We start from the raw sequence: 6,788 nt of genomic DNA on the forward strand, positions 1-6,788 counted from the left end.
CGCTTAATTTCCGCCGCCTGGGTCGCCGCACGAGCCATAGCCGACACCCCCTGAAAACTGGTACCGCCACACCTACCGGAGTGTGTGTGCGGTTCTGCCTCGAGTGTACCAGAGGGAGTGCGGAAGGTAAGTCGCCCGGCTGACGCTCCGGGTGTCCGGTTGCCACCGATAAAGAAGCCCGCCGCCGGAATCCCCCGGCGGCGGGCTGCAGTCCCGAAGAGCCGCCTCAGCGGCTGCCCCTTAGATGACCTCGAAGATGAAGATGAAGATGATCAGCAATACGATCCCCAGGCCCAGAGAGTACCAGATGAGCTTCTTCTCAATGGGCAGCAGGTCGTACCACTCCTGCGCTTGGGCCTCCATTTCCGCCTTGACGTTCGATTCGAGGTTCGGAGTAACCTCCGCCACGCCATCCACCTCCTTATACGGCTTGCGCTAACCGGCGACTACCGGCGGCGTGATGCCGTGGTAGAAGAGCCACGAGATGAAGAGACCGACCCACAGGATGAAGCCGAAGAGGCAGATCCCGTAGACCAGGACGATCTTGCCCAGGCCCTCGGCCCAGAGCTTACGCACGTTCGTCACCAGGCCGATGGAGAAGAAGGTCAGGGCAAAGAATATGGTACGCACGCCGTTGGCCTGCCCGGCACCCTTCTCCGCGGCGTCAACCAGGGTTGGAGCCGCAAGGCCGATCAGCAGCAGGATAAGGAAGGTACCGAAGTAACCGAGAACGAACTTCGGGAAGCGCTCCCAGATTTCGCCTGCGGGAACCCTTCCGCCCTTCTGTCCGTTGCCGCCGTCCTTCCGGTCAATGCGGTAGACCGACCAGATGATGGCCAGGATAAAAGCCCAGACCCCGATGAAGATGTCGATGAACACCTTGGTGGTCGTCGCCGCCATCAGGATCCAGTCCTTCTCCCAGTTGATACCCATGGCGGTCAGGGCCTTGGCCCGGATCAGGGCGTCAGTGATCGCGCCGCTGGCGATGGCGCCGCCGTCACTCTTTACCGCCAGGCCCATCCAGGCCCCCGCGACCAGCGGCTCCTTCCACAGCCAGGCGTTGGCCAGCCACGGGAGGATCAGCAGCTCGACGGCCACGAAGACGATAATGACGCTCGAGATGATAACCGGCACCTGCGGCCGGGCCTTGATCGCGCCGCCGGTGGCGATGGACGCCGAGACGCCGCAGATCGAGATGCCTGACGCCAGGGGCGCGGACCATTCGGGCGTCATCTTGAACCACTTGCGGGAGACGAAGTAGACAACCGGCCAGTAGATCAGGTAGGCTTCGACGATGGCGCACAGACCGCGGAGGATCACGGTCGAAGCCAGGTCCATCGCACCCAGGAACTTAATCCCGAGGGCGGAACCCAGGATAACGATACCGGTCTTGATGAACCACTCGGGCTTCGCGGCCTCCTCAAGGTATTTGGCAGCACTCGGCCAGAAGTTGGCGATCGCAAGGCCGATGATCATGGCCACAATGAAGCCCATTTCCCCGCTGAGCCCCAGAGACCAGGGAATACCGAGGTTTTCGATCTTATCCTTAGTAGCGGCAATGTAACCATAATGTCCGACAACCCATGAGGCCATTGTCAGGAAGTAGATAATGGTGAAACCGCCCACGAAACGGCCGACGTTCCAGCGCATGACCGCGGCGCCGATGGTGGTTAGCGCCAAGAGGAATAGATAGGTATAAAGCAGCGCGGTCCATCCGGACATGGTTTCCGCGAGGGCCTTGGATTGCGGCGCCAGAGCCTTGGAGAGATCAACCCAGACACTCGCCTTCACGACCCATCCCAGGAGGTCCGCCCCGAAGAGCGGCCCCAGGCCGAGAAGGAATACGAAGCCTCCGAGCCATACGGCCCACCAGTCCTCCGTTTTCAGCAGCGGAGAACCGGCACTTCGTCCTTGGGACATTTTCTCCCCTCCCTGTGAGAATTGCTGGAAACTCATCCCAACTCCTTCCACCAAAGCTCACCAGATTCGCTCCTCACCTCCCTTGCATCGGTCTTGTCCTTTGCCGCTCGTCTTAATTCTAACGATCACTTGGTTAACTGTCAATTTAGTCAACCATTCAAAGAACCCCGCTGGCAGGGCTATTCTAATGTACATCGCTGACCATCCTCTTATGACCCAAATCACGCGACATAGCCGGCCTAACGGGGTCCCCGGACCACCCCCTCCGTTTGGACAATTCCAGCAACATGATTACACAGGTTCCCGCTCTCTGCTGTCGGCCAGCTGACACTTCCAAGGACAAGTAGGTGACGGACACGTCCCGTTGTTCACATTCCGGGCCCTAACCGGCCCGGGGCGCCGTCGCGCCCTTTCCGGCGCGCGCTGCCGGGCACGTTCTCCGGCGCGGGCAGGTAGAGGGGTACCAGGATCAGGGCCGCGGCCAGGGTCAGGACCGGGGTGTAAAGCCGTACCGGGAAGTCCGCCGGCGCCGGGCCGAGACGGTGCCAGGCCGCGAGGGCCAGGAGGCCCAGGGCGAGCACTTTGTAAAGGCGTACGGCGAGAGGTTCCCTGAGCGCCACCGGGCGGGCGAAGACCAGGCCCGCAAGCGCGATGAACAGCAAGAAGAGCCCTTCAGGCACCCATCCCGACCGGACCGCGTTCTCCAAACCGGCCCCTCCCGCCGCCGCCAGGCGCGCCATCCGCCCGGTTTGCGCGAGGTGCAACAGGCCCCATGCGGCGGTGAGGGCTATGCCCCAGAAGGGGATGACCTTACGCCCAAACCAGCGGCGGCCGCCGGGGGTCCTTCTTCCCCTACCCAAGTTTGACCGCCGTCCCGCTGGCCGTGACCATCAGCATGCCTTCCCGCAGAACTTCGTAATCGATGTCGATTCCAACCACGGCATCGGCTCCCAGGCGCCGGGCGTCCTCGGCCATCTCGTTCAAGGCCACGTCCCGCGCCTGCTTGAGCTTGGCCTCGTAGGCTCCCGAGCGGCCGCCGATGATGTCGGTGATCGAGGCCATCAGGTCGCGGAGGACGTTGGCCCCCATAATCGCCTCGCCGGCGACCACTCCCAGGTAGGCCGTGATCGTTTTGCCCTGTACATCGTGGGTAGTGGTAAGAAGCATGTCGCACCGATCCCTTCCAAACTTTTTCGCCGGCCCTCAGCCGGCGGCATTATTATTATTAGCGCCGGCGCAGGATCATCCTGCTTGTCGAAATGTTAAGTTCTCTAAAAGCCCATCAACGAAGCAGAAGCCCCTCCCTTACAGGAGGGGCCTCACTCACCTATCAGTCAATGACCCTTAAATACTCAATCTCCCCGCCGTCCAGGTCAAACTCCACATCCCAATCCTTGTAGTCAGCCAGGTCATCTATATCCAACTCGTCGCCGTCCTCATCCTCCAGGTCGACCCTGGACGCCAGGTAGAACTTGAACACGGTACCGCTCGACTGACGAATCCGGACGTACTCGCTCGTCGTGCTTACATAGGTTAACGTACCACGCACATTGCTCAGGTCCTCGTCGTTGATTATCTCGATCCGGATGACGTCGTCGTCATCATTAACAGTAAATTCAACCTCGGCCCCGATCAGGATCTCGTCCAGGTCGAGCGTCTCGTCATCGCGCACGACCTCAACGTCTTCATCCAGGTCATAGGTCTTATTACGCGACCCCACCTTAATGGTGATTTCCTCGTCATCAAGGTCGAGAGCCGTTACCGTACCCTCGTCCGTTTCTCCCTCGGCTTCCAGGATCTCGATCTTGATAACGTCATCGTCGTCGTTAAGGGTCAGGCGCACCCGGTCCCCCTCGTCGATGTCGTCCAGGTCGCGTGTCCGGGACCCCTCCTTAACGGTGACGTCGTCGGCCAGGTAGTAGGTATACTCGTCGTCGTCATCATTGATGATCCTGATCTTCGCGGCTCCGGAGGTCCTGATGTAATCCACGGTGCCTTCCAGTTCGCCGGCCGAGACGCCGACCTCGATGTCGGTGACCTCATCGTCGCTGTCCAGGGTCAACGCCACCTGGTCGCCCGCCTCGATCTCGTCCCAGTCCAGGCTGTCGCCGTCGCGGTCCTCGATGTCGACACCGGACGCCAGGTCGTAGGACTGATCATATCCGTCGCTGTCCTCGATCGTGATGCTGCTCGAGCTGATGCGGGTCACCTCACCGAAGACCTTCCGCGCATCATTCAAGATAATGACCCCCGTGACCCGCGTCCCGACCTTTACCAGTTCCACGGGCGTCCCGCGCGTCAGGGCCTGGTAGCCGGAAGGCAGCCCGTTCTTGGTAAAGCTGAGGCCGTCAATATCGATTTCCTCACTTGTACCGTCCTCGTAGCGGATACTGAAGGCGTCCCAGAACTTGTTGACCACGTAACCCTTCAAACCGCTGCCGGCGGGTCCGCTGTCGAGGTCGATGGCTGTGACCTTTCCGTCGGCCACCGTGATCGTTCCGGTGGAGCCCTGTTGCACCGCAGCCAGCGAGGAGGCGGCGCCCCGTACCGTCACCCGGGCATTGGGAGCCACCGGAAGGGACAACGAGGCGCCGGTATCAGGCTGGAAGACCATAAACGGGTAGGAGCCCGTGTTGATCAGGGTCACCTTCCCGTGGTACGTGTTACCGGCGAGGGCCGGAATAGTATCTCCGCCGTAGTAGGCGATGAAGATGCACTTCTTGGCCCCGGACAGGACCAGCTTGACGTTCTGGCCCACGGGCAGGACGTCAAGCGAGACCTTCTTCCCTCCCTTAAAGGCCAGATAGGAACCGGCCAGGTCATAGGTTCTCGTTCCCGCGGACGTCTCGACGGTGATCTTCTTCCCGACCAGGTCACGAATCGTGAGTTTTCCGATGACAAATTGCTCCGGCGCCAGCGCCACGTACCCCGACCCGAGCATCTTGCTTAGGAGCGACGCCATCTCGGCACGGGTCAAGTTTTTGTTGGGTTCGAACGTGGTCGCCGAAGTACCGGTCATAACGCCCTTCTTCACCACGGCGGCAAGCATGGGCCGGTAGGCGGCAGGCACGCTGCCGAGATCGGTGAACGACAGAGACGAGTCATCGGTCCCCAGCTTGAGGCCGGCCGCCAGCCAGAGGGCGACCTCCAGCCGGGTGGCGGGGGCGTTCCAGGAGATTTTCGCAATGTTGTCCTTGCTTACCATTCCCTTCTCGGCCGCCAGGACGATGTGCCCCCGGCACCATTTCCCCACGCCGGCGGGGAAGGTGACCTTGGAATAGTCCGTCGTCCCGGCCTGCCCGTCGAGGCCCATGGCCCGGATGATGATCACGATGGCCTCGGCCTTGGACACCTGGTCCTTGGGCTTAAAGACGTTTCCCTGGTACCCGCTCAAAAGACCCAGTCCCCGGCACTGCACGATGGCTTCGCTCGCCCAGTGGTTCTGCGTATCCCCGAAGTCCGTAAGCCCGTCCTCGGCCGCGGCTATCCCCGCCGGGACAAGCAGGGCCAGCAGGACGAGCCCCACCACCCACAGGTTACGCCTCCGTTTCATCCGACTCTCTCCCCCTTACCGGTTTGTATTCATGTTACCAAAAAAGGGCACTACCGGCCAACCTTGTCCGGTATTGGAATAACCGCCCTATATAAGATAACCCCTCCATTCCGGGTTTCATGACGGGAGAAGAAGAGACAGGCCAAACAAATAAAAACCGTCGTCCCTGTAGGACAGCGGTAGCGCGCGGCTAATTGGGTCCCGGGACCGCGTTTCAAACAGACGAATGGCAAGATGAACCTGGCCATCCGGGGCATCGACGGCAACCTCGGTAGTCCCCTTGAAAGGTCTTGATGGAGGAGGCCATGGCCGGCGGCTATTTTTAATGCAAATTTGCAGGTACGAGTTCCACGGTGGGACGCATACGACGGTGCCCGGCAGAAAACCACAAAGACCCCGCCGGGGTTATCCCACGGGGTCCTGCGTCAAACGAAAACCGCCATCCTTGCCGGACAGCGGTTGTGCGCGGAAACAAATGGCTCCCCGAGTAGGATTCGAACCTACAACCCTCCGGTTAACAGCCGGATGCTCTACCGTTGAGCTATCGGGGAACGGCTTTTTTAATTATAGCCAATATGAAGGTGGAATGCAACCGCGCGCCGGCCGTCATCGCCGGCGACCCACGAAGGTAATTATAAGGCCTGTGCGGTCCCGCCGTCAAGTCCGGCGGCAGGCAAAAGAACCCTTTCATTGATCGAGGGCCGCCCGCAAACAATACGGGATGGACCTGTGCAAGGGAGGAAGAAAGGTTGAGGAAAAGCGCCGGGCGGACCTTCACCGCCTTCCTGATCATTACTTTGGTTTTGAGCTTGGCGGGCACTTCGGCGGGCGCCCTCCGCCCGGACGCGGGAACCGGGAAACATGGTTGGCCGGTGATAAAGGACACGGCTTACACAGGTCCCGTGCCCTGGGAGCACGATCCGCGGTTCCGGAAGACGGTGACCGAACAGAAGGCCTTGATCCGGATGGCCGCTTACCGGGCCAGGATAAAGGAGCCGATCATGAGCGAAGCGTACAACATCGCTCTCGCGGCCGATACCCTGGCGGGCACCGTCGTCCGCCCGGGAGAGGTCTTTTCGCAGAACCGGCGGCTCGGGCCGTACACGCCGGAACGCGGCTACCGCGAAGGCCCCACTTACGCCGGTAACCGCCTCATCACAACCTGCGGCGGAGGGGTGTGCAAGATCGCCTCGCTGCTTCATACCACGGTCGTGTTCAGCAACCTGGAGGTCGTCGAACGCCACCCCCACTCGATGACCGTCCCCTACGTCCCGCCCGGGCAGGACGCCACCGTGTATTACGGGATGCGTGATTT

At 61.0% G+C, this 6,788-nt stretch carries 6 protein-coding genes and 1 tRNA gene; 1 reads left to right on the top strand and 6 read right to left on the bottom strand.

Going from position 1 to position 6,788, the window contains the following annotated elements; genetic code table 11:
- Positions 1-240: 240 nt before the first annotated feature.
- From QMC81_11400 to QMC81_11425, 6 genes are all read right to left on the bottom strand, one after another.
- The gene (locus QMC81_11400) at positions 241-408 is read right to left on the bottom strand and encodes a hypothetical protein (GenBank protein MDI6908075.1); all 168 of its coding nucleotides are present in this window, start codon (positions 406-408) and stop codon (positions 241-243) included.
- Between the two features lie 27 nt (positions 409-435).
- Positions 436-1,920 (bottom strand): putative sulfate exporter family transporter, encoded by a 1,485-nt coding sequence (locus QMC81_11405; GenBank protein ID MDI6908076.1) that lies wholly within the window; start codon positions 1,918-1,920, stop codon positions 436-438.
- 368 nt (positions 1,921-2,288) lie between these two features.
- Positions 2,289-2,780 carry a hypothetical protein gene (locus QMC81_11410; protein ID MDI6908077.1) on the bottom strand — a complete coding sequence of 164 codons (492 nt, stop codon included), beginning with the start codon at positions 2,778-2,780 and terminating at the stop codon, positions 2,289-2,291.
- Positions 2,773-3,087, bottom strand: a complete 315-nt coding sequence (locus tag QMC81_11415) for a YbjQ family protein (GenBank protein ID MDI6908078.1) — start codon at positions 3,085-3,087, stop codon at positions 2,773-2,775. Before QMC81_11415 ends, QMC81_11410 begins: the two co-directional genes overlap by 8 nt.
- A 163-nt stretch (positions 3,088-3,250) precedes the next feature.
- A complete protein-coding gene (locus QMC81_11420; protein ID MDI6908079.1) occupies positions 3,251-5,473 on the bottom strand; it encodes an S-layer homology domain-containing protein in 2,223 nt (740 codons plus the stop codon).
- Between the two features lie 476 nt (positions 5,474-5,949).
- Positions 5,950-6,024: transfer RNA gene (locus tag QMC81_11425), tRNA-Asn, on the bottom strand.
- Between the two features lie 198 nt (positions 6,025-6,222).
- On the opposite strand from QMC81_11425, the gene QMC81_11430 reads away from it, so the two are divergent.
- Positions 6,223-6,788 (top strand): VanW family protein (locus tag QMC81_11430; GenBank protein MDI6908080.1); only part of this gene is annotated, 566 nt, incomplete at its 3' end.

Source organism: Thermoanaerobacterales bacterium (assembly GCA_030019475.1).
In the GTDB taxonomy this organism is placed as follows: domain Bacteria; phylum Bacillota; class Desulfotomaculia; order Desulfotomaculales; family JASEER01; genus JASEER01.